The sequence below is a fragment of the Variovorax sp. H27-G14 genome (assembly GCF_046156345.1).
Taxonomy (GTDB): domain Bacteria; phylum Pseudomonadota; class Gammaproteobacteria; order Burkholderiales; family Burkholderiaceae_C; genus Variovorax.
Genome location: NZ_JAYLVN010000001.1, coordinates 445202 through 472156, shown reverse-complemented (window position 1 = coordinate 472156; position 26955 = coordinate 445202). Strand labels below are relative to the sequence as shown.

15 protein-coding genes are annotated in these 26955 nt (G+C 69.4%); 8 read left to right on the top strand and 7 right to left on the bottom strand.

All coding sequences use genetic code 11. The annotated features are described in order from the left end of the window. Positions 1-8: 8 nt before the first annotated feature. Positions 9-950 (top strand): LysR family transcriptional regulator, encoded by a 942-nt coding sequence (locus tag VLK31_RS02235; protein ID WP_409166738.1) that lies wholly within the window; start codon positions 9-11, stop codon positions 948-950. An 18-nt stretch (positions 951-968) separates the two neighbouring features. Here the strand turns inward: VLK31_RS02235 and VLK31_RS02230 are convergent, their stop codons facing one another. The 5 genes from VLK31_RS02230 to ppc form a co-directional block, all read right to left on the bottom strand. Next, entirely contained in the window at positions 969-2240 is a 1272-nt protein-coding gene (locus VLK31_RS02230) for an MFS transporter (RefSeq protein ID WP_409166737.1), read from the bottom strand. Between the two features lie 166 nt (positions 2241-2406). Beyond that, a complete protein-coding gene (locus tag VLK31_RS02225) occupies positions 2407-2946 on the bottom strand; it encodes a hypothetical protein (protein WP_409166736.1) in 540 nt (179 codons plus the stop codon). Positions 2947-3044: 98 nt separating this feature from the next. Further along, positions 3045-11249, bottom strand: coding sequence for a GH36-type glycosyl hydrolase domain-containing protein (locus VLK31_RS02220; protein ID WP_409166735.1), 8205 nt, complete (start codon positions 11247-11249; stop codon positions 3045-3047). After that, positions 11246-11464, bottom strand: a complete 219-nt coding sequence (locus VLK31_RS02215) for a hypothetical protein (RefSeq protein WP_409166734.1) — start codon at positions 11462-11464, stop codon at positions 11246-11248. Before VLK31_RS02215 ends, VLK31_RS02220 begins: the two co-directional genes overlap by 4 nt. A 163-nt stretch (positions 11465-11627) precedes the next feature. Further along, positions 11628-14471: a phosphoenolpyruvate carboxylase gene (gene ppc, locus VLK31_RS02210; protein ID WP_409166733.1), complete on the bottom strand. Its 2844-nt coding sequence runs from the start codon at positions 14469-14471 to the stop codon at positions 11628-11630. Between the two features lie 83 nt (positions 14472-14554). Here ppc and hemC point away from each other — a divergent pair, with 83 nt between their 5' ends. From hemC to VLK31_RS02190, 4 genes are read left to right on the top strand one after another with little or no spacing between them, the layout of a single operon-like run. Further along, the gene (hemC, locus tag VLK31_RS02205; RefSeq protein WP_409166732.1) at positions 14555-15481 is read left to right on the top strand and encodes a hydroxymethylbilane synthase; all 927 of its coding nucleotides are present in this window, start codon (positions 14555-14557) and stop codon (positions 15479-15481) included. Between the two features lie 16 nt (positions 15482-15497). Next, the gene (locus VLK31_RS02200; protein ID WP_409166731.1) at positions 15498-16271 is read left to right on the top strand and encodes a uroporphyrinogen-III synthase; all 774 of its coding nucleotides are present in this window, start codon (positions 15498-15500) and stop codon (positions 16269-16271) included. Next, positions 16268-17374: a uroporphyrinogen-III C-methyltransferase gene (locus tag VLK31_RS02195; RefSeq protein ID WP_409166730.1), complete on the top strand. Its 1107-nt coding sequence runs from the start codon at positions 16268-16270 to the stop codon at positions 17372-17374. Before VLK31_RS02200 ends, VLK31_RS02195 begins: the two co-directional genes overlap by 4 nt. Positions 17375-17380: 6 nt before the next feature. Continuing rightward, complete coding sequence (locus VLK31_RS02190) at positions 17381-18664, top strand: heme biosynthesis protein HemY (protein ID WP_409166729.1); 1284 nt, start codon at positions 17381-17383, stop codon at positions 18662-18664. A 6-nt stretch (positions 18665-18670) separates the two neighbouring features. Here the strand turns inward: VLK31_RS02190 and VLK31_RS02185 are convergent, their stop codons facing one another. Beyond that, a complete protein-coding gene (locus tag VLK31_RS02185; RefSeq protein ID WP_409166728.1) occupies positions 18671-20257 on the bottom strand; it encodes an MFS transporter in 1587 nt (528 codons plus the stop codon). 122 nt (positions 20258-20379) lie between these two features. Between VLK31_RS02185 and VLK31_RS02180 the strand changes: the two genes are divergently transcribed. Then, positions 20380-21264, top strand: coding sequence for a LysR family transcriptional regulator (locus VLK31_RS02180; protein WP_409166727.1), 885 nt, complete (start codon positions 20380-20382; stop codon positions 21262-21264). A 49-nt stretch (positions 21265-21313) separates the two neighbouring features. Here VLK31_RS02180 and VLK31_RS02175 read toward each other — a convergent pair whose 3' ends face one another. Further along, the gene (locus VLK31_RS02175) at positions 21314-24628 is read right to left on the bottom strand and encodes an Rne/Rng family ribonuclease (protein ID WP_409166726.1); all 3315 of its coding nucleotides are present in this window, start codon (positions 24626-24628) and stop codon (positions 21314-21316) included. Between the two features lie 562 nt (positions 24629-25190). Between VLK31_RS02175 and VLK31_RS02170 the strand changes: the two genes are divergently transcribed. Further along, positions 25191-26291, top strand: a complete 1101-nt coding sequence (locus tag VLK31_RS02170; protein WP_409166725.1) for an RluA family pseudouridine synthase — start codon at positions 25191-25193, stop codon at positions 26289-26291. Then, positions 26284-26955: an HAD family hydrolase gene (locus VLK31_RS02165; protein WP_409166724.1), complete on the top strand. Its 672-nt coding sequence runs from the start codon at positions 26284-26286 to the stop codon at positions 26953-26955. Before VLK31_RS02170 ends, VLK31_RS02165 begins: the two co-directional genes overlap by 8 nt.

The following is a 26955-nucleotide window of genomic DNA, read 5'->3' as shown; positions in this document are numbered from 1 at the left end:
GCCCCGCTATGCAGTGCATAAGGAATACTTTGGACAAGACACTCAACCTCGACCAGCTGCGCTCCTTCGGGCTGGTCATTGAAACGGGCAGTTTCTCGGCGGCGGCCGAGCGGCTCGGCCTGTCGCAGCCGGCCGTGAGCCTGCAGGTGCGCCAGCTGGAGCGGCGGCTCGCGGTGCGGTTGATCGAGCGGGTCGGCAAGCGTGCCAAGGCCACGCCCGCGGGCATGGAGCTGCTGCGCCATGTGCCGCACATCGACACCGCGGTGCAGAACGCCATCGACGCGCTGGCCGACCATGCGAGCGGCGTTGCCGGCCGCGTGCGGCTGGGCACGGGCGCCACGGCCTGCCTGCATTTCTTGCCGGCCGTGCTGCGCACGCTGCGCGAGCAGTTTCCGGCGCTCAGCGTGGTGGTCAGCACCGGCAACACCGACGACCAGGCGCGCAAGGTGGAGGAGAACAGCCTCGACCTGGCGCTGGTCACGCTGCCGGCGGCGGGGCGTTCGCTGGCGACGATGCGGGTGCTGGACGACGAGTTCGTTGCCATCTGCCCTGTTCGGCCTGTCGACTCCACGGGCCGTGCGCCCCTGAAGGCCAAGGTGTCGCCCGCCGACCTGGCCGCCTTGCCGCTCGTGCTGTTCGAGCCCGCGGCCAACACGCGCAAGCTGGTCGACCGCTGGTTTGGCGCGGCGGGCCTGCAGCCGCGCCCGGTGATGGAACTCGGCAGCGTGGAGGCAATGAAGGAGATGGTGGCCGCGGGGCTCGGCTGCGCCATCGTGCCCGGCATGTCGATGACGGGCCGCGGCGCCCACCCGGGGCTGAAGGCCAGCCGCTTGAACCCGCGCATGCACCGCACGCTGGCCGTGGTGATGCGGCGCGACAAGCCCGTGAACAAGGCCTTGCGCGTGGTGCTCGATGCCATCGTGGCGGCCGGCAAGCCCGCCCGCCGCTAGACAGCCCTCAGGTCGTCGTCATTCCGGAATCACGCCCGCCGGCACGCCACCGCGCGCACGGCCCAGCGTGCCGACGATCAGCGCGGCCACCAGCACCAGCACGCCGCTGAGCACCATGGTGCTGCCGATGCCGAAGCTGTCGACCGTCACGCCGCCGATCAGCGCGCCGGCGGCAATGGCCACTTGGAAGCCGCTGACCAGCAGGGCCTGGCCGGCTTCGGGCGCGTCGGGCACGGCTTCCATCATCCAGCCGGTGAGCGCCACCGGGATCAGGCCGAAGGCCACGCCCCAGATCACCACCACCACCGCGCCGGGCACGAAGCCGGTGCCGACCAGCGTGGACAGCAGCAGCGCCGTGGCCAGCAGCAGCGCGGCCAGCAGGGTGGTGCCGCGCACGCTGCGCGCCACCAGGCTGCCGCCGACGAAGGTGCCGACGAAGCCCACCGCGCCGTAGACCAGCAGCAGCGTGGAGACCGCGTTGGGCGCCAGGCCGAACACCTGCTGCAGCAGCGGCTTCAGGTAGGTGTAGGCCGCGAAGTGGCCGGCAATGAAGAACAGCACCGCCAGCAGGCCGACCTGCGCCATGCGGCGCGTGAGCGGCGTCAGCAGGTCGCGCGCGCCAATGGCACGCGCCGGCGGCATGGCCGGCAGCAGCCACAGCTGCACCAGCAGCACGACGGCGGCCAACGCCCCCGTCACCGCGAACGAGGTGCGCCAGCCGAACAGCGTGCCCAGCAAAGAGCCCGCCGGCACCCCCAGCACGGTGGCGGCCGACACGCCCGCCAGCACATAAGACATGGCGCGCGCCTGCGAGGCGTGCGGCACCAGCTGCGTGGCGGCGGCCGGCGCAAAGGTCCAGAAGCCGCCCACGCACAGGCCCAGCAGCAGGCGCGCGACCAGCATGGTCGCGAAGTTGGGCGCGAACGCGGCCAGCAGGTTCGACGCAATGAGCAAGGTGGTGAGCGCGATCAGCACCGTGCGCCGGTCGAGCCGCCCAGAAGCCACGATGAGCGCCGGGCCCGCAAAGGCGGCCAGCACGCCGGGCATGGTGACCATCAGGCCGGCCGTGCCGTCGGACACGTTCAGGCCGCGCGCAATGTCGGTCAGCAGGCCGATGGGCATGAACTCGGTGGAGACCATGGCGAAGGTGCCGACCGCAATGGAGCCGACGGCGAGCCAGGCGGAGCGCGTGGCGGACGCGGGCGATGCAGGTGATGCAGGCGCTGCGCTGCCGGGTGACGCCATCGCCAGCTCGTCGGCGCAGGGCGTGCTGCTGGGGGAATTCATCATGGGACTGTCCTGGAGCGCAATGGCGGCGCATGCGCGCCAATGCCGGTGAAAGGGCATTGGAGTGTGCGAGTTGTCGCCGTCGCGACAAAGGGGGCAGCCGGCAGTAGTCAGTTTCCCTGAGGCGAACAATCGGCGTTTTTTTGATCGCCCCTGATGGCGATGGCCGTCAGAGCGCCTGCAGCACCCGCCCGTCGGCGATGAACGAGTCGCCGATCAGCACGCGAAAGTCTGCACCCTGGGGCAGCCTGGCCCGCGCCACTTCGGGCGAGAGGTATTCGACGTCCAGCACGGCCGCCTTGCCGCGTTCCAGCGGCTCGCCCGCCGGCACCATCCAGCGCGCCGAAAAGCCTTCCTTGTCGACCACCAGCGCGCCGCGGTATTCCCCCGGCGCAATCGGCACGTCCTGCGAGGGCAGCCCGGGCTTGCGAAAGGTGAGCGCCACGCGCGCATGCGGCGTGAAGCCGGCTGTGGTGTCGAAGCTGGGCGCGGCCACGGCAGGTGCGCGCGGTGCCCGGCGCGGCCGCTTGCTGATGAGCCAGGCAATCACGTTGCCGATGATCGGCACCCACAGCACCATCAGCAGCGTGGCGATGTCACGCGTGGTGGTGCCGGGCGTGGCCCGTTGCCGCACGATGGCGCCGCCCACGGCCACGCACAGCAGCACGATGACGATGACCTTGCGGCGGAACTGGATCTTGGTGGTCATGCCTGGGGCGCCGATGCTTCGGTTCGCGGGGTTGAGGTTGTGGGGGTTGCGAGTCTAGGGCCAGCGCGCGCCCTGCTCACCTCAACCTCCCGTCAACTTCAAGCCACCCGCAGCACCGCGTCGGCCGGCAGCGCCTGCCAGTCGATCGACTCACCGGCGCCCAGGTGGTGTGTGGGCGCGGCCGCGCCGGGCAGGTCGCCCCACTGCACGGTCAGCTGGCGCGAACCGAGCCGCAACGCGATCTCGAACCCGGGCCAGTGCGCCGGCACGTGCGGCGACAGCGACAGTTCGCGGCCCTTCACGCTCAGCCCCAGCAGCGTTTCGACCGCCGCGCGGTGCAGCCATGCGGCCGAGCCGGTGTACCAGCTCCAGCCGCCGCGGCCCACGTAGGGCGCGGCGCCGTAGATGTCGCCCGCCATCACATAGGGCTCCAGCTCGTAGAGCGGCCCGCGCTCCGGGTGGCGCGCCCGGTGCGCGGGGCTCAGCCCCTCGAAGCTCTGCCACGCGGCCTCGTGGTCGCCCTGCAGTGCCTGCGCCATCAGCGCCCACACCGCGCCGTGCGAGTACTGCCCGCCGTTCTCGCGCACGCCGGGCGGGTAGGCCTGGATGTAGCCCGGGTTGTTGCTCGACTTTGCGAGCGGCGGTGCCAGCAGCCGCAGCAGGCCGGCGGGCTCGTCGTGCAGCAGCTTCTTCACCGAGGCCATGGCCGGGCCGGTGTGCGCCGCGTCCGAGGCGCCCGACAGCACCGACCACGCCTGCGCGATCAGGTCGATGCGGCATTCGTCGTTGGTCGACGAGCCCAGCGGCGCGCCGTTGTCGAAGAAGGCGCGGCGGAACCAGGCGCCGTCCCAGCCGGCGTCGTGCAGCGCGGCGATCCAGCCGGTGCGCGCCGCCGTCCAGCGCGCGGCGCGTTCATGCTCGCCACGGGCCTCGGCCAGCGGCGCGAACTGCGCGACCACGCTGCACAAAAACCATGCGAGCCAGACCGATTCGCCGCGGCCTTCGTTGCCCACGCGGTTCATGCCGTCGTTCCAGTCGCCGGTGCCCATCAGCGGCAGGCCGTGCACGCCGGTCTTCAGGCTGCGGTCGATGGCGCGCGCGCCGTGCTCGAACACGTTGGCCATCTGGCCGCTGTGCTGGGGCGCGTAGTAGGCGTCTTCGGCACCGTCGGGGATGGCCGGGCCTTCGATGAAGCCGGCCATGGTGTCGAGCAGCGAGGCATCGCCCGTTACCTCGACGTAGTGCGCCGTTGCATACGGCAGCCACAGCAGGTCGTCGGAGAAATGCGTGCGCACGCCGGCACCGCCGGGCATGTGCCACCAGTGCTGCACGTCGCCCTCAGGGAACTGTCGTGCCGCGTTCACCAAGATTTGCTCGCGCAGCCGCGCCGGATCGGTCAGGGCGAAGGCCATGGCGTCCTGCAACTGGTCGCGGAAACCGAAGGCACCGCCGGCCTGGTAGAAGCCGGCCTTCGACCACAGCCGGCAGGCCAGCGTCTGGTAGACCAGCCAGCGGTTGACCATGGCGTCGAACAGCGGGTCGGGCGTGCGCACCTGCAGGCGGCCGAGCAGTTCGTCCCAGAAGCCGCGCACCTGCGCCAGTGCCTCGGGCACGTCGCGCTGGCGCCAGCGGTGCGCCAGGTCGAGCGCGGACTCTGCGCTGTCCGCATGGCCGAGCACAAAGCTGAAGCTGGCGCTTTCACCGGCCGCCACCAGGCATTCGCCGCCGATGGCCGCGCAGGCGTCGAGCCCGCTGCCGGCGCGCCGTGCCAGCGTGTCGGGCACTTCCACCATGCCGTGGCCGCCGAAGAACTCATTGCGGTCGCAGGTCCATTGCGTGGCGCCCTGCAGGCCGGCCAGCAGCACGAAGGCGGTGCTGCCGCCAAAGCCCGCGCCCGATTCGCGCTGCTGGCCGAACACGGCCGGCTGGTCTTCGGGCTTCCAGCAGTACACGGTGCGCCGCGTGCCGCGCGCGTCGCCAAGCTGCCACTCGGCCATGGCCAGTGCGCGCAGGCGGCGCGGCGTGCTGCCTTCGTTGCGCACGCGCACATGCACGACTTTCACGGCCTCGTCGCGGTCCGCGAAGAAGGTGGTTTCCAGCGCCAGCCCGTTCACTGTGCACTCGAACACCGTGTAACCCTGGCCGTGCCGCACGCGGTGGCGTGCACCGGTGGCGTTGCCGCCCGCGGGGGTCAGCGGCAGCATCTCGCGCGTTGCCAGGTCCTGCAGCAGGTAGTGCTCGAAGGCCGGGTCCTGCACCGGGTCGTTCGACCACGGCGTGACCTGGTGCATGCGGCTGTTGCCGGCCCAGGTGAAGCCCGTGCCCCACTCGGACACCTGAAAGCCGAAGGCCGCGTTGGCAATGACGTTGATCCAGGGGCGCGGCGTGCGCCGGTCGGGGCCGACGTCGAAGCGGAACTCGCCGGTGTCCGCATCGAACTCGCCGGTGGGGGCGCTGACGGCCGGCGTCGGTGCGCCGCGCAAGAGCAGGGGTACGCTCTTCAACGGGGTGGGCGCGGCGGCCGCGTCGTCGGTCGGTGCGGCGCTGTCGTTGCGCGTCTCGTGCAAGGCGGCCACCTGCACTTCGAGCGGGCGCCCGTCGGCCGTGAACACCACGCGTGCCAGGTTGGAGAGCGCGGCCTTCTCCGAAGGCACCACGTCCTGGTCGCGCAGCAAATAGAAGCCAGCCGTGTCGTTGCGCGGAAAGCTGTTCTGCGTCTGCTGCATGACGCGTGCGCGCAGGCTTTCTATTTCGCGCTGCAGCGGCATCAGGTAGGAGTTGGGCTCGCTGTTGAGCACCACCAGGTCGCAGGCCACGCCGCCAAAGCCCCACCAGGGCTGGGCGCGCAGCAGCGTGTTGATGAGCCCCATGCCGATCATCGAGTGCATGTACACCAGCACGATGGGCTTGTCGCCCGAGATGCCGAAGCGCCAGATCTGCCGCAGGTCGATCAGCCCGCGGTCGCTCATGACGCGCGGCGTGGTGTACGTGAGGATGGTCGTGAGGTCTTGCAGCGCCAGGTTCTGCGCGGGCGCAATGCTCAGGTCGCGCAGGCGCACCTGCGCCAGCGTGGCGGCCATGCGGGTGGCGCGCTCCACGTGCATGGGCTGCATGTAGCGGTCGATGCCGGGCATCAGCCCTTCGATGGTCTGGTCGGCCGCGGTGGCAAAGCTCAGCCGCGCGGTGGCGCCCGGCGCAATCGACAGCCGCACGCGCAGGCAGGCGATGGGGTCCAGTCCGTTCACCTGCTTGCCGTTGGCCGTGAGCGGCTGCGCGTCCAGCGCGGGGTCGGCCAGCGTGCGGTTGCGCCCGATGAAGGCGCGCCGGTCGGTCATGCAGTCGATCGACAGCACATTGGCGTCCGCCGAGGCCAGAAAGTGCGCGGCGGCCACCACCGCGTCGCCGTGCAGGCGCGGCTTGCGCGACAGCAGCAGCGCGCGCCATGCCGGTTCCCAGCGCGACTCCACGAACAGGTTGGCAAACGCCGGATGCGCCTCGTCGGCCTTGGGGTTGGACAGCACCGGCTCGAAGTAAGAGACCAGTTCGAGCGTGCGCGTGGTGTCGCCGGTGTTGTGCAGCGTGATGTTGCGCAGCTCGGTGTCGTCCTCGGGGCTGATGAGCACCGTGGTGCGCACCTGCAGGCCGGGGCCGGTGGCGTCGAACTGCACCTGGTCGGCCAGGAAGCGGGTGCGGTAGCGCCAGTCGGCGCCGGGGGCGGGCAGGGCGGTGAGCGAGGTGAGTGGCTGGGCGCCGTCGCCCGTGCCCGCGTCGCGCACGTCGCGCACGAAAAAGAAGGTGCCGTAGCTGTCGCGCAGCGGGTCGTCGCGCCAGCGCGTCACGTTGAACGAATGCCAGCGGCTCACGCCGGCGCCGTTGGCGCGCAGGGCCACGGTGTAGCGCCCGTTCGACAGCAGGTGCGTGGGCTGGAAGCCCGGCGCCATGGGGTCGACCATGCGGGGCTGGAACAGCGGCGCCAGCTCGGCCTGGCTCGGCTCTGGCGGCGTGCGCGGGTCGGCGCTGCCGATGATCTGGCGCGGCGTGCGCTCGTGCAGCAGCGTCTCGTGCGCCTGCACCAGCGCGGCACTACCGAACCAGCGGCGCGGCGCGTCGGCGCACAGCACATTGCACAGCGCCACCAGCGACATGCCCTGGTGGTGCGCCATGAAGTTGCGCACCACGGTGAAGTCCTGCCCCTCGATCTGGCGCGAGGCGGTGAAGTCGACCGCGTCATGAAAGCCGAACTCCCCGCGCGCGCCGAGCGACTCGAGCAGTTCGAGGTTCTGCAGCGCCGCCACGGGCGCGAACGGCAGCGCCATGGCGCTCGCATAGGGCGCAACCACGCGGTCGGTGGGCGGCGTGCGCCGCAGCGCCAGGCGCGGCACGCCGAATGGCGAGTACTGGTAGGCCAGCGAGTGGTCCTGCGCGAAGTAGGCCGACTCGGACACGCCCCACGGCAGGTTCTGCGTGCGCCCGAAGGCCTGCTGCTCGGCCACGGCGGCGCTGTTGGCCACCTGCAGCAGGCCGTCGGTGGGCTCTGTCATCACCAGCGCGGGCATGACGTACTCGAACATCGAGCCCGACCACGACTTCAGGCTGGGCTGAAAGCCCACCAGCAGAAACGGCCGGCCCAGCGCCATCCAGTGGCGGCGCGGCACGTCGCCCTTGGCGATGGCCAGAAAGCTCAGCAGGCGCGACTCGGAGGCCAGCAGGTCGTAGTAGCTGGCGTCGAGCACGTTCTCTTCCACCCGCAGGCCGATGTGGAACAGGTGGCGCTTGGCGTCGTACAGGCCGCTGAAGTCCATGCCGGTGTGCAGCGCGTCGCAGCGCTGCGCGAGGGCTTCGAGCGCGGGCGCCTCGTGGGGCTCGCAGCCTTCGATGGCAAAGGCGCGGCAGGCCTGCGCCACGGCCACCAGGTGGCCCGCGAAGTTGCCGCTGTCCACGCTCGACACATAGTCGGGCGGCAGCGGCTTCAGCGTTTGCGTGTCGTACCAGTTGAACAGGTGGCCCTGGTGCTTCTGCATGCGGTCGACGCTGTCGAGCGTGGCCGCGAGGCGCGCCAGCAGCGCGGGCGTGTCGATCCAGCCGAACTCGCGCGCGCAACAGGTGGCGAGCAGGTACATGCCGATGTTGGTGGGCGAGGTGCGGTGCGCCAGCGTGGGCTGCGGCTCCAGCTGCAGGTTGTCGGGCGGCAGGTGGTTGTCGTCCGGGCCCACCACGTGCTCGAAGAAGCGCCAGGTGTCGTGCGCCAGCTTCTCGAGGTACGCGCGTTGGTCGGTGTCCAGCGGGTCTTGCGCTTTCGCCTCGACACGGCTGCTCCACCAGGCCACGACCGGTGCCAGCGCCCACAGCACGAACAGCAGCGTGCCGACCACCGGGTAGGCGCTCCAGTGCGCGGCCACGGCCAGCGCCAGGCACAGCAGGCTGCTGGCTGCCGCGTTGCGCAGAAAGGGCAGGAGGCGCTCGCTGGCTTGTGCCTGCGCCTGCGCCGCGGTGGTCCATTCGAGCAAGTGCCGGCGGCTCACGACCAGGCGCCAGGTCGCGCGAAACCAGGCGTCGAGCAGCAGCCGCGTTTGCGCCGCCAGCTGCACGAACTGCCAGGCCGCGCCCGCCATGGCGCGCAGCAGTTCTACGGCGCCCACGTCGAAGAAGTGGCGCAGCTCGATGGCGCGCCGCGTGGGCACCAGCCCGGCCAGCGCGCCCAGCAAGGGCCCGAGCGTGAGGGCCGCACCCACGGCGGCCAGTGCCCAGCCCAGCGGCATGGCCTGGGTGAAGATCACCAGCACCAGCAGCGTGAAAGAAGCAGGCACCACCAGCGAGCGGCGCAGGTTGTCGCCCATCTTCCACAGCCCCAGCGCATCGAGCCCGAAGCGGCGCGCGCGCCACATGAGCGGCAGCAGCTGCCAGTCGCCGCGCACCCAGCGGTGCACGCGCGATGCGGCCACGCCGGCATGGTGCGGATGGTCTTCCACCAGCACCACGTCGCTCACCATGGCGCAGCGCGCGACCGTGCCTTCGAGCAGGTCGTGGCTGAGCACGGCCCCGTCGGGCAGGCGGCGGTCGAGCGTGGCGTGCAGCGCACGCACGTTCAGCAAGCCTTTGCCGGTGAAGGAGCCGCTGCCGAACACGTCCTGGTAGATGTCGGAGGCGCCGCTGCCGTAGGGGTCGAGCCCGCACTGGCCGGCAAACAGCCAGTGGAAAAAGGTGCGCTCGTGGCGCTGGGGAAACGGCGTGACGATGCGCGGCTGAAGGATGCCGAAGCCGGCCACCACGCGCTGGCTTTGCGCATCGATTTCCGGTGCGTTGAGCGGGTGCGCGGCCACCGACACCAGATCGCGCAGCGCGCCCGGCGGCAGGCCGGTGTCGCTGTCGAGCGTGAGCACGTAGGGCGTGCGGCCGGCGGCCAGCTGCAGGCCTGGCGCTAGTGGCACAAAGCCGCTGGCGTCGCCGGTGGCGAGCAGGCGCACCAGCATTTCGAGCTTGCCGCGCTTGCGCTCCCAACCCATCCAGCGCTGCTCGGTGTCGCTCCAGCTGCGTGGGCGGTGCAGCAGCAGAAAGCGCGGTGCGGTGCCGAGCGCCACCGGGTAGCGGGCGTTGAGCACGGCGATGCGTTGCAGGGCGTCGTCGAGCAGTGCTTCGTCGGCAGGCAGCGAGGCCTGCGGGGCGTCGGCCCAGTCGGTCAGCAGCGCGAACTGCGCATGCTCTTCGCGGTTCGCGAGCCAGTGCAGCTCAAGCCGGTGGGTGAGCTGGTCGTTGTTGGCGGCCGAGCTCAGCAGCGTGGGCATGACGACGAGCGCGCGGTGCCGCTCGGGAATGCCGTTCGCAAAATCCAGGCGTGGCAGGGCCTGCACCCGCACCGACTCGGCCATGATGCGCTGCGCCAGCGACAGCAGCGCCTCCGACAGCGGCCAGGCGAGCAGCACCAGCGCCAGCACGGTGGTCCAGTCTTCGCGGTGCGGCAGGCCGTGCAGCACGGCCGCCAGCAGCAGCGCGGTGCCCAGCGCCACCGAGCCGATGTAGAGCGGCAGGCGCCAGCCACGGCGGCTGGGTGCCTCCCGCGTCGCGCGCTGGCGCACGGCGCGGCCGGCCTTGTTCAACGGGTCGCTGGCCTGCAGCGCCGCGATCAACGCGGGCCGGCCCTGGCCGAAGAGGTAGTAGCCGGCCGTGCCGTCGGCGCGGTCGGTTTCGGCGCCCGCATCGTCGGCCGGCGCGGCTGCTGCCAGCTGCACCACGGCCTGCGCCACTTCGCGCTCGGGCCGCTCGCTGGTGCGTGCCACCTGCTCCATGGCGTGCGTGATCTGCTGGCGCGTGAGCTCGCTCTCGTTGGCAAAGCTGGGCAGTTCGCGCAGCACGCGCAGCGAGCGGCTCACGGGCTCGATCAGGTCGCTCCACTCCACCTGGCCGATCATGCGCAGCGTGGTGATGATGTTGCCGACCGTGAGGTTGGCCGCGGCCTGCGCGTTCTGCGCGTCGTTGATGAGCACCGGGCCGTTGGGGCAGTGCTGCTCGGTCCAGCGCACGAGCGCGGGCATGTCCTCGCCACGCTCCACGGGCAGGCGCTGCCACAGCTGGGTGAGGTAGTTGTCCTGCAGGCCGTGGCTTTGCAGCGCGCGGTAGAGCACGTCGAGGTCTTGCGCCGACAGGTGCGGCGCGGCGTCCCATGCGGCGTGCGCAATTTCGCGCGCCACCTTGTTCTCTGCAATGGTCTCCGCCACGCGGCGCAGGTTTTCCAGCAGCACCACGCGCAGGGTGGTGGGCAAGGCCCACAGTTCGCCGAGCGTGAGTTCGTCGACCTCCTGGTAGGCGTTGAGGAAGGCGGTGAACAGCGTCTGGTTGAGCACGCTGTCGGTGTGGGCCACATAGGCCCATGCAATGCCGTACACGCGCGGCAGGCCGGCCAGCGGCGGCGCGGCCAGCTTGGGCAGGCGCGCGTAGTAGCTGCGCGGCACGCCGTCGTGAATCTGCTGGAGCTGCGCCTCGACCAGGTGAAAGTTGTCGAGCAGCCATTCGGCCGCGGGCGACACATAGCGCCCGCTGAGCGAAATGAGCGCGATGTAGTCGAAGGCGTTGCGCAGCGACGCCAGGTTTTCGTCCACGCGCGGGAAGAAGGGCGGGGCCTCGCGCACCAGGCGGTCGTCTTCCACCACCTGCGCACGTGCCAGGCTGCGGCCGTGTTGTTCGAAGCGCTGAATGCCGAACAGCTCGGCGCGAATCGGAAGGGCTACCGGGTCATGCGGACCCAGAAGCAGCGCCCGGGCGTAGTGACTGAGCCCCTGGAGGCGGTCGACGGCGGCTGCGGCGCTCAAGCGAGCGAGAAGAGACCGACGCCCAACATCACGGCCACGCAGGCCATCGTCACGATACGGCCCGCAGCAAGCGCGCGCACCCGCTGCATGTGGCTTCGCAGCGAGAACCATCGCCCGTGGGCGCGTGCGCAATGGCGCATGTGGGAAGCAAGTGCCTCGATGTCGTTGCCGACGAAATCGGTGGGCGAATGGGTCAGTGTCTGCGGGACGGGCATGGCTACGGGCTCCTTGTAACGACTTCGAGCTGCCGCGCGATTGCGAGAACTGTGAACGTCACCCACCGTACCTGTTTAATTGCCCTTACGGGTTCCTCATTACGGACAAACCATGTAGGAGAGGGCGCACTTGGCCCACTCTTCTACGCAAATTTGATGTAGATCAACCCGTGTTTCGCAGTCCCGCAGCCACCCCGTTGATGGAAATGTGAATGCCGCGCTGCAGCCGCTCCCCGCCGTCGCCCGCGCGGTAACGGCGCATCAGCTCCACCTGCAGGTGATGCAGCGGGTCGATGTAGGGGAAGCGATGGCGCACCGAGCGCTGCATTTCGGCGTTGCCTTCGAGCCGCTGCTTCGCGCCGGTGATGAGCGTGAGCGCGTCCGACGTGCGGTGCCACTCGGCGTCGATCATCGAGAACACCTTCTGGCGCAGCTTGCGGTCGGTGACGAGTTCGGCATAGCGCGAGGCCAGCGCCAGGTCGCTCTTGGCCAGCACCATGTCCATGTTCGACAGCAGCGTGCGAAAGAAAGGCCACTGCTCGTACATGCGCTGCAGCAGCGCCTGCCGTTCCTTCTTGCCCGCGGCGGTGCCTGCGGCGGCCAGGAACTGCTCGACGCCGGAGCCGAAGCCGAACCAGCCCGGAATCGTCAGGCGGCACTGGCCCCAGCTGAAGCTCCACGGCACCGCGCGCAGGTCGTCGATCTTGTGGCTGGGGTTGCGCGAGGCGGGGCGCGAGCCGATGTTGAGCTCGGCAATTTCGCGGATCGGCGTGGAGCCGAAGAAGTAGTCGCCGAAGCCCGGGGTTTCGTACACCAGCTTGCGGTAGGCCGCCATGCTGGCGGTAGAGAGTTCGCCCGCGGCCGAGAGAAAGGTGGCCGGTGCCGACTTGCCTTGGGGCAGCAGCGTGGCTTCGAGCGTGGCGGCCACCAGCGTCTCGAGGTTGCGCCGGCCGATCTCGCGGTTGGCGTACTTGGAGCCGATGACCTCGCCCTGCTCGGTCAGGCGGATCTGGCCGCGCACCGTGCCCGGCGGCTGCGCCAGGATGGCCTGGTAGCTGGGGCCGCCGCCGCGCCCGACCGTGCCGCCACGGCCATGGAACATGCGCAGGCGAATCGGGTTGGCCTTTTTCTTGTTCAGCTCGTCGAACAGCGACACCAGCGCGATGCCCGCGCGGTACAGCTCCCAGTTGCTGGTGAAGATGCCGCCGTCCTTGTTGCTGTCGCTGTAGCCGAGCATCACGTCCTGCTCGGCACCCGAGCGCTCGATGAGCGCCTGGATGTTCGGCAGCGCGTAGAAGGCACGCACGATGGGAGCGGCATTGCGCAGGTCTTCGATGGTTTCGAACAGCGGCACCACGATGAGGTCGCAGGTCGCGTTGCTGTCCATCGCGCCGCGCAGCAGGCCCACTTCCTTCTGCAGCAGCAGCGCTTCGAGCAGGTCGCTCACCGTTTCGGTGTGGCTGATGATGTAGTGGCGAATGGCCGCCGCGCCGTAGCGCGCACGCGAGGCGCGGGCGGCGGCGAAGATGGCCAGCTCGCTCTTGGCGAGCGGGGAGTAGTCGGCGTCGGGCACGCGCAGCGGGCGGGCGTCGTCGAGCAGCTTGAGCAACAGCGTCTGTTTGGCGTCTTCGGCCAGCGAGGCATACGAAGGCTCGATGCGCGCAGTGGCCAGCAGCTCGGCAATGACGGCCTCGTGCTTGTCGGAGCTCTGGCGCAGGTCGACCGTGGCCAGGTGAAAGCCGAACACCTCCACCGCGCGAATCAGCGGCAGCAGGCGCGGCGCGGCGAGCACGGTGCCGTGCTTTTCTTCGAGCGACTCGGCCACGGTGCGCAGGTCGGCCAGAAACTCTTCGGCCGTGGCGTACGGGTTTTGCGGTGCGACGGCATGGCGCGCGGCCTCGCCCCCGGTGAGCTCGCGCAGCGTGGCCGCCAGGCGCGCATACACGCCGGTAAGGGCGCGGCGGTAGGGCTCGTCCTTGCGGTGTTCGTTGGTGTCGGGCGAGCGCTCGGCCAGCGCCTGCATCTCGACCGACACATCGACCAGCGTGGCCGACAGCGACAGTTCGCCGCCCAGGTAGTGCACCTCGGTGAGGTAGTGGCGCAGGGCCAGCTCGCACTGGCGGCGCAGCGCGTATTCGAGCGTTTCGGCGGTGACGTTGGGGTTGCCGTCGCGGTCGCCGCCAATCCATTGGCCCATGCGCAGGAAGGTGGCGACGGAAGGCGTGTGGCCGCCCTGGGCAAGGGCCTTTTCGAGGTCGGCGTACACGCGCGGAATTTCGCGCAGGAAGGTGGCCTCGTAGTAGCTCAGCGCGTTCTCGATTTCATCGGCCACGGTGAGCTTGGAAAAGCGCAGCAGGCGCGTTTGCCAGATCTGCGTGACGCGCGTGCGCATCTGCGTTTCGTTGTCGGCAAATTCCAGCGGGGTAAGGGTGTCCTTGCCGCCGGCATAGGCGTTCTGGCGCAGGCGGATCTCGTCGCGCACGGTCAACAGTTGCGCGATGACGCGCTCGGCGTCCAGGATGCTCTTGCGCTGCACTTCGGTCGGGTGCGCGGTGAGCACCGGCGACACATAGCTGCGGGCCAGCGAGGCGACGATGTCGTCGGGCTTCACGCCGGCCTTGCGGATGCGCGCCAGCGCGGTCTGCAGGTCGCCGTCGACGCTCTCGCCGGCGCGCTCGGTCTCCGTGCGGCGGCGAATCAGGTGGCGGTCTTCGGCCAGGTTGGCGAGGTGGCTGAAGTAGGTGAAGGCGCGAATCACGCGCACCGTCTCGGCCGCGCTCAGGCCCTTGAGCAGGTTTTTCAGCGCGCGGTCGGCGGCATGGTCGGCGTCGCGGCGGAACGCCACCGACAGCGTGCGGATCTTCTCGACCAGGGCGTAGGTCTCGTCTCCTTCCTGCTCCCGGATCACGTCGCCGAGGATCCGACCCAACAGCCGGATGTCTTCGATCAGTGGCTGGTCTTCGGCCTGGCGGCGCTTGGGGAGGGCAGGGGTCTTGCTGGCTTTCATTCGGTGTGTTCCTGGGGACTTGAATGGACGCGCCGCCTGCGTTGCTGCGGCGCAACATGCTAGCATTCCAGCGGTCTGGAAACATGTACTTTTTGGGAGCGGTCTTGAGCAATATCGTGATCGCCACGCGCGAAAGCCGCCTGGCCCTTTGGCAGGCCGAACACGTGCAGGCGCTTTTGCAAGAACGAGGCCACACGGTCAGCCTGCTCGGCCTCACCACCACCGGCGACCAGATCCTGGATCGCTCGCTCAGCAAGGTGGGCGGCAAGGGGCTCTTCGTGAAAGAGCTGGAGCTCGCGCTGGAAGAAGGGCGCGCCGACATCGCGGTCCATTCGCTGAAGGACGTGCCGATGGACCTGCCCGAAGGCTTCGTGCTGGCCTGCGTGCTGGAACGCGAAGACCCGCGCGACGCGCTCGTCTCGCCCCGCTACGACTCGCTGGCCGCCCTGCCGCAGGGCGCGGTGGTCGGCACCTCCAGCCTGCGTCGCATCGTGCTGTTGCGCGCGCTGCGGCCCGACCTGCGCATCGAACCGCTGCGCGGCAACCTCGACACCCGCCTGCGCAAGCTCGACGAAGGGCAGTACGACGCCATCGTGCTGGCCGCGGCCGGGCTCAAGCGCCTGGGCCTGGAAAGCCGCATTCGCGTGGCCTTCGACCCCGACACCATGCTGCCGGCCGCGGGGCAGGGCGCGCTGGGCATCGAAGTGCGCGCCGAGCGTGCCGACCTCATCGAACTTCTGAGCGCGCTGACCCATCAGGGCGACTGGCTCTCGACCGCGGCCGAGCGCGCGGTGAGCCGCGCGATGGGCGGCAGTTGCTCGATGCCGCTGGCGGCCCACGCCCGCTGGCAGGCCGATGGCGCCTTGCGCATCGACGCCGCCTGGGGCAACCCCGAAGACCACACGCCGCTGGTGAAGGTGCATGCACTGGCAACCGCAGGCGACTTCGCGCAGGCCAATGCGCTCGGCGAGCGCGCCGCCGCGCTGCTGCGCGACGCCGGGGCGCACTGACATCCGTGGTCATCGCATGACCACCCGTTCCGTCATCGTCACGCGGCCCGCGCGCGAGGCCGCGCAGTGGGTGGCCGACCTGCGCGCGGCCGGGCTCGACGCGGTGGCGTTGCCGCTGATTGCGATCGAACCGGTGGCCGATGCCGAGCCTTTGCGCGCGGCATGGCGGCACCTTTCGCACTTTTCGGCGCTGATGTTCGTGAGCGCCACGGCGGTCGAGCATTTCTTCGCGAACAAGGATGCCGGTGTTTCATTGGCGGGCTGCCGTTTCTGGGCCACCGGTCCCGGCACCACGCGCGCCTTGCTGCGCGCCGGCGTGCCGCCCGAAGCCATCGACGCACCGCCGCCCGAGGCCACGCGCTTCGACTCCGAGGCGCTGTGGGAGCGTGTGCAAGCGCAGGTGTCGGCCGGCGTGCGCGTGCTGATCGTGCGCGGCGGCGACGAAGACGCGAGCCCGACCGGACGCGACTGGCTTGCCAATGAAATCGATGCCGCGGGCGGCGCCAGAGACACCGTGGTCGCATACCGACGGTTGCCTCCCTCGCTGGACGCCGCACAACGGCAGCTGGCGCTCGACGGCGCCGAAGGCCGCGCGATCTGGCTGTTCAGCAGCTCCGAGGCCATCGGCAATCTCCAGCGCGCGATGCCCGGCACCAGCTGGCATGCCGCCAGCGCCGTCGCCACCCATGCACGCATCGGCGAAGCCGCGCGGGCCGCGGGTTTCGGGGCGTTGCGTGTATGCACACCCCTGCAGGACGCACTGGTCGCGTCGATAGAATCGTTGGCATGAGCGCCGCGTCCCCGTCAGACGATCTTTCTTCTTCCCCAGCCGTCCCCACCGCCGCCACCGCGCCGGTACCGGCCACCGTGGCACCGCACCAAACACCCGCGGCCAAGGCCGCCGGCGCGCTGCTTCTGTCGCGCCTGGGTTTGGCGCTGGTCGCTTGCGTGGCGCTGGTCTCGCTGCTGATGACCATCGCGCTGTGGCAGAAGGTCAGCGGCATGAAAGAGCAGCTCGCACGCCAGAGCGCCGACGCCATTGCGCAGTCGATGGAAGCCCGCACGCTGGCCCGCCAGGCCAGTGACACGGTGCGCGATGCCTCGGCCCGCGTGGCGCTGATCGAAACGCGCGTTGCCGAAGTCGCGCTGCAGCGTTCGCAGCTCGAAGAACTCATTCAAAGCCTGTCGCGTTCGCGTGACGAGAACCTGGTGGTCGACATCGAGTCGGCGTTGCGCCTGGCCCTGCAGCAGGCACAGGTCACGGGCAGTGTGGAGCCGCTGCTGGCCGCGCTCAAGGCCGGCGACGTGCGCATCGCGCGCGCGGCCCAGCCCCGCCTGTCGCCACTGCAGCGCGCCATGCAGCGCGACGCCGACCGCCTGCGCAGCAGCGCCAGCACCGACAACGCGGAGGCGCTGCAAAAGCTCGACGAACTGATGCGCGGCGTGGACGACCTGCCCACGCTCAACGCGGTCGCCGTGCGCGGCACTGGCGCCAATGCGTGGCAGGTCGAGCCCATTCCCGCCGACGCGCCGTGGTGGCGCCGCGTGCTGCTGACCATTCGCGGCGAGATGCGCTCGCTGGTGCGCGTCGGCCGCATCCAGAGCCCCGAGGCCATCCTGCTGGCGCCCGAACAGTCGTACTTTCTGCGCGAGAACCTCAAGCTGAAGCTGCTCAATGCGCGCCTGTCTCTGCTGTCGCGCCAGATGGACGCCACGCGCAGCGAGCTGGCCCAGGTGACCGCGTCGCTCAACCGCTATTTCGACCCCGCCTCGCGCCGCACCCAGGCTGCCGCCACGCTGCTGCAGCAACTGCAGGCGCAGGTGAAGACGACCGAGCCCGTGCGCATCGACGACACCCTTACCGCGCTCGCCACCGCGGCCGCAGGACGCTGACCGGGAATGCGCGCCGCAATCTGGCTCCTTGCGCTGTTTGCCGTTGCCGCGGCCGTGGCCCTGTTCGCAGGCAACAACCAGGGCAGCATCACCGTGTTCTGGCCGCCTTGGCGTGTCGATCTGTCGCTCAACCTGGTGCTGGTGATTCTGCTGGTGGCCTTTGTGCTGCTGCACACCGCGCTGCGCGCGCTGTCCGCCTTGTTCTCGCTGCCGAAGCAGGCGCGCCAATGGCGACTGCAGCAAAAGGAGCGCACGCTGCATGCGGCGCTGCTCGATGCGATGGTGCAGCTCATTTCAGGCCGCTTCTCGCGCGCACGCAAGGCGGCGTTGGCCGCGCTGACGCAGGAAAAAAATCTCTCCGCGCTCGGCGCCAGCCTGCCGCAGGCGCAGCAGGTGCGTGTGCTGTCGCATCTGCTGGCGGCCGAAAGCGCGCAGGCGCTGCAGGACAAGCCGGCGCGCGACGCCCACCTGCAGCAGGCCCTGAACGAAAGCGCCGACCGCGCCGTGCTCGCCAGCCCCGAGACGCGCGAAGGCGTGCAGTTGCGCGCTGCCCGCTGGGCGCTGGAAGACCGCGACGCGGCCGCCGCGCTGGCCCGGCTCGAAGAACTTCCGCAAGGCGCGCAACGCCGCACGCTGGCCCTGCGCCTGCGCCTGAAGGCGGCCCGCCAGGACCGTCGCACGCTCGAAGCGCTCGAAACCGCGCGTCTGCTGGCCAAGCACCGCGCGTTTTCCGAAGCGGCTGCGCAAAGCATCGTGCGCGGCCTGGCCACCGAGCTGCTGTCGGGCGCGCACGACCCGGCGCAGTTGCTTCGCGCCTGGACCGAGCTCGACGCCAACGAGCGCGCGATGCCCGAAGTGGCCGTTCATGCGGCGCAACGCATGGTCGCGCTGCGTGGCGATCTGGCGCTGGCGCGTGGCTGGCTGCTGCCGGCCTGGGAGCGCATGGTGGCCAACCCGCGCGCACTGGGCGACGCACTGCGCGTGAAGCTGGCGCGCGCGCTGGAGGCGGGGCTCGATTCGGTGGACGCCGACTGGCTCGCCCGCATCGAGACCGCGCAACGCAACAACCCGCGCGACCCCAACCTGCAGTACCTCGCGGGCATGGCGTGCATGAAGCGGCAGCTGTGGGGCAAGGCCCAGCAACTGCTGACGCAGGCCGGCCTGGGTCTGCAGGACACCGAGCTGTACCGCCGCGCCTGGCTTGCGCTGGCGCAGTTGGCCGAAGACCGCGACGACGCCGCGCAGGCCGCCGAGGCGTGGAAGCGCGCGGCGCAGGTCGAGATCAGCTGAGCGCGTTCAGGGGCAGGCAGGCTTTTCGGTTGTCAAGCCGCAGGCCTTCTCCCTAGCGGATTTGCCGCTGCCGAACACCAGCCAGCTGAGGCCGGCGAGCAGCCACACACCCACGCCTCCGTAGAGCATCACCAGACCGAAGCCGTGCACCAGCGCCGCATGCACCGTGGCGCCAGACGGATCCGCCTGCGACAACGCCGGAAAGCTGTCCGACAGCGATGCGAAGTTGCCCGCCGCGATCTTCTGCGCCAATGCGCGCAGTTGCGGCGCGTCCAGCGATGCGGACAGCGCGCCGCGCAACTGCGCGTGAATGCCCTCGAGCAGGATGAACCCCATCAGCGCGATGTTGATGGCCAGCGTGATCAACCGTGCGCTCATGTCCATGCCCGAGGCCATGCCCGCGCGCGTGCTCGGCACCGAACCGGTGGTGGTGTTGGTCACCGGCGTGTTGGTCAGGCCCAGTCCGATGCCGGCCAGCAGGCAACCCGGCAGCACGGCCAGTCCACTCGACACGCTCGCCGCGTTCGCCATGCTCAAGCCGATGCCGTAGCGCATGGCGATGAAGCCCAGCCCGATGACGAACAGGCCCATCGGAATGACCACGCCGGGCCGGTAGCGCAGCGACAGGCGCTCGGCCAGCGGCGGCAGCACCAGCGTGGGCAGCGTGTAGGCCAGCAGCGCGGTGCCGGCCGTGACCGCGTCGTAGCCGAGGGCGCCCTGAAAGTAGATCGGCAGGTAGATCATGAAAGGCCAGAAGCTGAAGTTCATGCCGACCGAGCCAAAGAGCGCGCCCGAGAAGTTGCGCACCCTGAAGACCGAGAAATCGAACATCGGATGCGGGTGGGTTTTTTCCACCCACACGAACAGCGCGAAGCTCGCGGCCGACGCGCCCAGAATGCCGAGCGCCGCCGGGCTGGCGAAGCCCAGGGCCGGCCCCTGCGTGATGAAGTACGTGAGGCCCAGCACGGCGAGCGACAGCGTGACGATGCCGGGCAGGTCGAGCCGCTGGGCGTCGGGGTCGCTCGACTCCTGCACGCTGACCGCCACCAGGGCGAGGGCGATCGCGGCCAGCGGCGCATGAATCAGAAACACCCACTGCCAGCTCGACAGCGCCACGATGGCGCCCCCAACGATGGGGCCGAAACCCAGCCCCATGCCGAACACCACGCCCCAGATGGCGAAGGCCTTGCTGCGCGCCGGCCCCTGCTGGAACTGGTGCGAAAGCACCGCGAGCTGGCAGATCAGCATGGCGCCGCCCGCAAGGCCTTGCAGGAAACGGCTCGCCACGAGCACCGAGGCGTTCTGCGCCAGGCCGCACACCAGCGAGGTGAGGCCGAACAGCACCACGCCGACGACCAGCATGCGCTTGCGCCCGTAGCGGTCGGCCAGCGTGCCGGCGGCCATCAGCACCGTGGTACACGCGAGGGTGTAGGCGTTCATGGTCCACTGCATGTCGCTGAAGTCGGCGTGCAGGGCGCCTTCGAGGCTGGGAAGAATGACCGGCACGCTGGAGATTTCCAGGCCGAACATCAGGGCAATGAGGCAGATCGCGGCCAGCGCGATCCCGTTCTTGCCGGCAGGGGAGAGAAGCATCGGAGGGTCTTTCAGGAGGCAAGGGGACCAAAGCGGTCGGGCCGATTCTGTGGACTGGGGCTTCATGATGGAAATGATTTAATTTCCTAGAATTCATGACCAACCATCATTGAACTGCCGCCATGGATTTCGACCCCGCCTTGCTGCGTGCCTTCGTGGCCGTGAAGGAAACCGGTGGCTTCACGCGTGCCGCCGAGCGGCTGCACCTGACGCAGTCGGCCATCAGCCACCAGATTCGCCGGCTTGAGGAGCAGGTGGGCCGAGCGCTGCTGCACCGGACCACGCGCCGCCTCACGGTGACGGAAGACGGCGAGGACTTTCTTCGCTACGCACAGCAGATTCTGGAGACGCTCGACGCGATGACGCGGCGCTTTCAGCCCTCGACGATCTCGGGCGTGGTGCGCTTCGGCGTGCCGGACAACTTCATGGGCGACCGGCTGCCGCCCTTGCTTTCGCAGTTCGCCCGCGCCTTCCCGGCCACGCGGCTGGAAGTGTGCGTGAGCATGCACCTGGACGTGCGCGCGATGATCCGCGCGGGCGAGCTCGACCTGGCGGTGGTGATGTCGCCGCCCGGCTGCGAGGAGGGCACATGCCTGCGGCGCACGCAGCTGGTGTGGGCGGCGGCGGAAACCTTCGAGTTGCCTGCCGGCGCCTCGCTGCCGTTGGCCTACTTTCCGAAGCCCTGCGTCAACCGCGAGGTGGCCGGTGCGGCCCTGGACGCGGCCGGGATCGACTGCCATGTCGTGTTCACCTCGGCCAGCCCGCATGGCATTCGCGCGGCATTGCTGGCCGGGCTGGCGGTGACCGTGCTCACGCGCGAGGACGTGGAGCCATGGATGAAGATCGTCGACGGGCGCTACGGGCTGCCGAGCCTGCCCAGCGTTGATTTTTCGCTGATCTGGAGCGAGAACGGCAAGACGGAATGCGCCTGCCGGTTCGGCCAACTGCTCGTGGACATGCCGGAGCCCCCGGTGCAGCCGATGCCACGCACGCTCGGCAAGGCATAAAAAAACGGCGCCCAAAAGGGCGCCGTTTTCATGGGAGCGCGTGTGCCGCTCAGAGGTTGCGCGGTTGCGCGTCGGCTGCGGCTTGCTCGAACGGCAGCGTCATCGCGCCAAGGTCGCGGCGGGTTTCAACCAGCACCAGCGGGCCTTCGTCCAGCGCGATCACCGGGGGGCGTTCGCGGGGCACGTGCACCGGCTTCGGCTCGGCCGCCATGGCGGCGTGGGCTTGCGCGATGCGATCGGCGTCCGAGTTGACCCACTGCAGGCCCGAGCTTTCGGCGATCTGCGCGAGGTCGGTCAGCGGCAGTTCGAAGGGCTGGACCTTGGGCAGTGCGCGGCCATTGGCTGCGGCTGCGGTCGATGCGGCCGGCGCGGCGGCAGGTGCCTTGGCGCTTTCGACCACCACCGGCGCGGCCGGTGCGACTGCGGCAACGGCCACGGGTGCAACGGGTGCGAACGACGCGACCGGAGCAACAGGCGCAGGGCGCTCGGCACGCTCCTGGAAAGCGGGCTCGCGGACTTCCGGTGCGGCGACCGGTGCGACAGCGAAAGCTTCCTCGGCGCGTTCCGACGCGTGCGGCTGGAACTGCGGCTGGCGCGACACAGGGGCTTCCTGTGCTTCGCCGGCTTGCGTCATGGCCGTTGCGTCGCCCGTGTTGGCTTCGCTCTCGTCACGCGGAGCGCGTTCGCGGCGCTCACGGCCGTAACGGTCACGCGAACGGCCGCGGCGGGCTTCGCCGTCGCCGCGCGGCGCTTGCTCGTCATTGCCGTTGGCTTCGCCGCCCAGCGAGCCTTCGGTGGCGGCTGCCACTTCGCCTTCGCCGTTCAGCTGCTCGGGTGCGTCGTTGCGGCGCTCGCGGCGGCCGTCGGTGCGCTCGCCACGCGGTGCACGCGGCTCGTCGCGGCCGTTGCGCGGTGCGCGGTCGCCCTGGGGCGCGCCTTCGCCGGCTTCGGCGTTGCGTTCACGCGGGGCGGAGGTGGTGTCGCCGTTGCGCTCACCACCACGTTCACCGCCACGCTCGCCACGTTCACGGCGTGCACGCGGTGCGCGCTCGCCGGTGTTGCCTTCTTCACCTGCAACGGCGCCGGGCGCCAGTTGCTGGGCTTCGGGGTTCACGTTGCCTTCGAGTGCTTCCGACGGCTGGTTGCGGCCTTCGCCGTCGCGGCGTTCGCCACGGCCGCCGCGGCGGGGTTCGCCGTCGCGCGGTGGGCGTGCTTCGCGTGGCTCACGACCTTCGCGCGCCTCGCGGGGTTCACGCTGTTCGCGCGGCTCGCGTTGCTCACGGGGGGCGGTGACGCCCTCGGCACGCAGTTCGGCGGGGCGGCCTTCGCGACCTTCACGGCCCTCGCGCCCTTCACGACCTTCGCGTCCTTCACGGCGCTCGCCGCCACGGCCACCGCGGCGTTGTTCGCCATCGCGACCGCCCGAACGTGCGCCGTTCTCGCCACGGGCCTCCCCACGACCGTCACGGCCTTCGCCGCCGCGGCCACCACGGCGCTGTTCGCCGTCGCGTGCACCGCGTGCTTCACCGTCGCGGCCAGTGCGGCCGTCGCGGCGCGGCTTTGGTGCCTCGACCGGAATCGCGGACGGCGCAGGCGCCGCCACGGGTTCCGGCGTGCCGCCGAACAGGTTTTTGAGCCAGCCGAAGAAGCCGGTCTGGGCCGGCACCGGCGCCGCCACCACGGGCGGGGCGACCACCGGAGCGGGCGTTGCGGCGACAGGCGCGCGCACGGTTTCGGGCTTGGGTGGCACCACCGGCGCGGGTGCGTCGGGCAGCACGCCCTTGATCACCGGCGTCTGCTTGTTGGTGGGCTCCTGCGAGCGGCGCGTGACGGCCGTCGGGTCTTCGATCTCGTCGGCCATCTTGTAGCTGGCTTCGATGTGGTCCAGACGCGGATCGTCGTGCTTCAGGCGCTCAAGCTTGTAGTTGGGCGTTTCCAGCGTCTTGTTGGGCACCATCAGCACGGTGACGCGCTGCTTGAGCTCGATCTTGGCGATTTCGGGGCGCTTTTCGTTCAGCAGGAACGACGCCACTTCGACCGGCACCTGAACGTGCACGGCGGCCGTGTTGTCCTTCAGGCATTCCTCTTGAATGATGCGCAGGATTTGCAGCGCGCTCGATTCGGTGTCGCGAATGTGGCCAGAGCCACCGCAACGGGGGCAGGGGATCGACGAGCCTTCGCTCAGCGCCGGCTTCAGGCGCTGGCGGCTCATTTCCATCAGGCCGAACTTGCTGATCGAGCCGAACTGCACGCGGGCGCGGTCCTGGCGCAGCGCGTCGCGCAGGCGGCTTTCGACTTCGCGGCGGTTCTTCGACTCGTCCATGTCGATGAAGTCGATGACGATCAGGCCGCCCAGGTCGCGCAGGCGCATCTGGCGGGCCACTTCGTCGGCGGCTTCGAGGTTGGTGCGGGTGGCGGTTTCTTCGATGTCGCCGCCCTTGATGGCGCGGGCCGAGTTCACGTCGACCGAGACCAGAGCCTCGGTGTGGTCGATCACGATGGCGCCGCCCGAGGGCAGTTGCACGGTGCGCGCATAGGCCGACTCGATCTGGTGCTCGATCTGGAAGCGGCTGAACAGCGCCGCGTCGTCGCGGTAGCGCTTCACGCGGGCGGCATGCTCTGGCATGACGTGCGCCATGAACTGCTGCGCCTGTTCGTAGATGTCGTCGGTGTCGATCAGGATGTCGCCGATGTCGTGATTGAAGTAATCACGGATGGCGCGGATGACCAGCGACGATTCCTGATAGATCAGGAAGGCGCCCTTGCCGCCCTTGCCCGCGCCGTCGATGGCGCCCCAGAGCTTGAGCAGGTAGTTCAGGTCCCACTGGAGTTCGGGCGCCGAACGGCCAATGCCGGCGGTGCGCGCGATGATGCTCATCCCCTTGGGGTATTCGAGCTGGTCCATCGCCTCCTTGAGGTCGGCCCGGTCTTCGCCTTCGATGCGGCGCGACACGCCACCGCCGCGCGGGTTGTTGGGCATCAGCACGACATAGCGGCCGGCCAGCGAGATGAAGGTGGTGAGGGCCGCGCCCTTGTTGCCGCGTTCTTCCTTTTCGACCTGGACGGTGAGTTCCTGGCCTTCACGGATCGCGTCCTGAATGCGGGCCTGGCTGGCCGACACGCCTTCGGCGAAATACTGCTTGGAGATTTCCTTGAACGGCAGGAAGCCGTGGCGGTCTTCGCCGTAGTCGACGAAGCAGGCTTCCAACGAAGGCTCGACGCGCGTGACGACGGCCTTGTAGATGTTGCCCTTGCGCTGTTCGCGCCCTTCGATTTCGATTTCGTAGTCGAGCAGTTTCTGCCCGTCGACGATGGCCAGGCGGCGTTCTTCGGCCTGCGTGGCATTGATCAGCATCCGCTTCATGATGCGTTGTCCTTATATGTATCGTTGTACCGGCCCTTGATGGGCCAACGATGCACGGACGACGCCCGCGAAACCAGGGAATTGCCGCTTCGGCCCCGGATGCTGTCACTGCCGCGCCAGGCGCGAGCAGGCCTCTCGAACGTTAGCTCAAGAAGACAGCCGGGGTGGGGGCGCGTGGATGGGGGCGAGCCAGATTCGGTGTTGGGTGGCTATCTTTTTGATAGCCGGTTGCGCAAGGGTGGCGCGCGCTACAGATAGTTCAATGCCTGAGGCCGCTGGTCGAAACCAGGTGGGCCAGCGCAGGCAAAGTTGAATCAGCAGCATCAACACAACAAGGGACTCGCTTCGATCCGCCTGCAGCTGGATCAGCTGCAGGCTGGGTATTCCGTATCGGTGTTTCGTGGGTGTCGGCTTGACTTGGGTACCTGCTCTGCCACTTTGCGCAATTGCGCGGGGTTTGCAGCTGGGTGCCAAAGCGGCATCGACCTCACAGCGTGGTCCTGGGTATTTGATGGCAGTGGACTAAACTTCTGTCTAATCAAGCACTTACATGACCGCGCTGGTGAAAAACATTATAGGTGCGAAGCAAGGCCCCGCGGCTGCTCCAAATCCCGCAGGCCTCAAAGCCGCGGACGACGCCGTGGCACTGCCTTCGGCCATCAAATTCCTTACGGTCGACGCCGAATCCGCCGGGCAGCGGCTCGACAATTTTCTGTTCCGCCATCTGAAAGGCGTGCCGAAGACGCACGTCTACCGGATCATCCGGTCGGGCGAGGTGCGCATCAACAAGGGCCGCGCGCAGGCCGAAACCCGCATCGAGGCGGGCGACGTGTTGCGGCTGCCACCCATTCGGATATCGCCCCGGGCGGAAGAGGGCGCCACGCCGCCCGCGCCGGCGCGCGAATTTCCGGTGCTGCTGGAAGACGACGCCGTGCTGGCCATCGACAAGCCGGCCGGCGTGGCCGTTCATGGCGGCAGCGGCGTGAGCTTTGGCGTGATCGAGCAATTGCGCACGGCCCGCCACGGTGCCAAGTTCCTGGAGCTGGTGCATCGGCTGGACCGCGAAACCTCCGGCATCCTCTTGGTCGCCAAGAAACGCAGTGCGCTGCTGGCGCTGCAGGATCAGTTCCGCGAGCGCGAAACCGGCAAGACCTACCTTGCGCTGGTCGAAGGCGCCTGGCCGGCCAACAAGAAGGTGCTCGATGCACCGCTGGCCAAATACCTGTTGCCTGACGGCTCCGGCGCGGGTGCCGGCGAGCGCCGCGTGCGCGTGGTCGCCAAGGACCACCCGGACGCCATGCGCGCCATCACGCTGGTGCGGGTGCTGGCGCGGCTTTCGCTGCCTGGCGACGCCACGCCGCTGACCTTGCTGGCGGTCACCATCAAGACCGGCCGAACGCACCAGATTCGCGTTCACCTGGCGTCGGCGGGCCATCCGATTGCCGGCGACGACAAATACGGCGAGTTCGAACGCCAGCGCGCCCTGCAAAAGCTCGGCCTCAAGCGCATGTTCCTGCACGCCTGGCGACTGCAATTCAACCATCCGGCGGGCGGTGAGCGCGTGGCTTTGCAGGCCGACCTGCCGCCCGAGCTGCACGCGCTGATGCCGCCGGCCGCCCTTGAGGCGCTGGCCCAACACCCCATTCCCACCTCCCATGACTGACATCTCCAGACCCCTTCGCTTCGACCTGATTGCCTTCGACTGGGACGGCACGCTCTATGACTCCACGCGCCTGATCGTGCGCTGCATCCAGGCCGCCGTGGTCGACGTGGGCGGTGCCAAGCCGACCGAGAACGACGCAGCCTGGGTCATCGGCCTGGGTCTGGCCGAGGCGCTGGCGCGCGCGGCGCCCGATGTGCCGAAAGAGAAATACCCCGAGCTTGGCGCGCGCTACCGCTATCACTATCTGCAGCACCAGGACGACCTGGTGCTGTTCGACGGCGTGCTGCAGATGCTCGACGCCCTGCGCGCGCGCGGCCACAAGCTGGCGGTGGCCACGGGCAAGTCGCGCCGCGGGCTCAACGAGGCGCTGAAGTCGGTGGCGTTGCGCGACCGCTTCGACGGCTCGCGCACGGCCGACGAAACCTTCGGCAAACCGCATCCGCGCATGCTGCTGGAGCTGATGGAAGAGCTGGACGTGACGGCGGAGCGCACGCTGATGATCGGCGACACCACGCACGATCTGCAGCTGGCGCAGAACGCCGGCGCTGCCAGCGTGGGTGTGAGCTACGGCGCACACGAGCCCGCCAGCTTCGACGAATTCAAGCCGCTGCACATCGCGCACTCGGTGGCCGACCTCGAGGCGTGGCTCCTCGGCAACGCCTGA